At 59.1% G+C, this 215-nt stretch carries 1 pseudogene; it reads right to left on the minus strand.

The features are described from left to right. Positions 1–215: pseudogene (locus tag HU727_RS25645) on the minus strand (RHS repeat-associated core domain-containing protein); the annotation flags it as partial.

The following is a 215-nucleotide window of genomic DNA, read 5'->3' on the forward strand; positions in this document are numbered from 1 at the left end:
CTGCGGTTGCCTTTGCGGCTGTCATCGATACCGGCGAGGTTGCCGTTGGCGTCGTAGTTGTAGCGACGCTGGAACAGGTGTTTGTCTCGTTGGCTGACGCTGTGCGCTTGAAGTCGGCCCTGTTCATCGTATTGGTATTGGCTGAGCAGCAGGCCTTGTTGGCGCTGTTGTTCGCGACCGGCGCTGAACTGGTGAGACGTGAGGCGTGAACCGTT

This window comes from Pseudomonas khorasanensis, from assembly GCF_014268505.2.
Classification (GTDB): Bacteria; Pseudomonadota; Gammaproteobacteria; order Pseudomonadales; family Pseudomonadaceae; genus Aquipseudomonas; species Aquipseudomonas khorasanensis.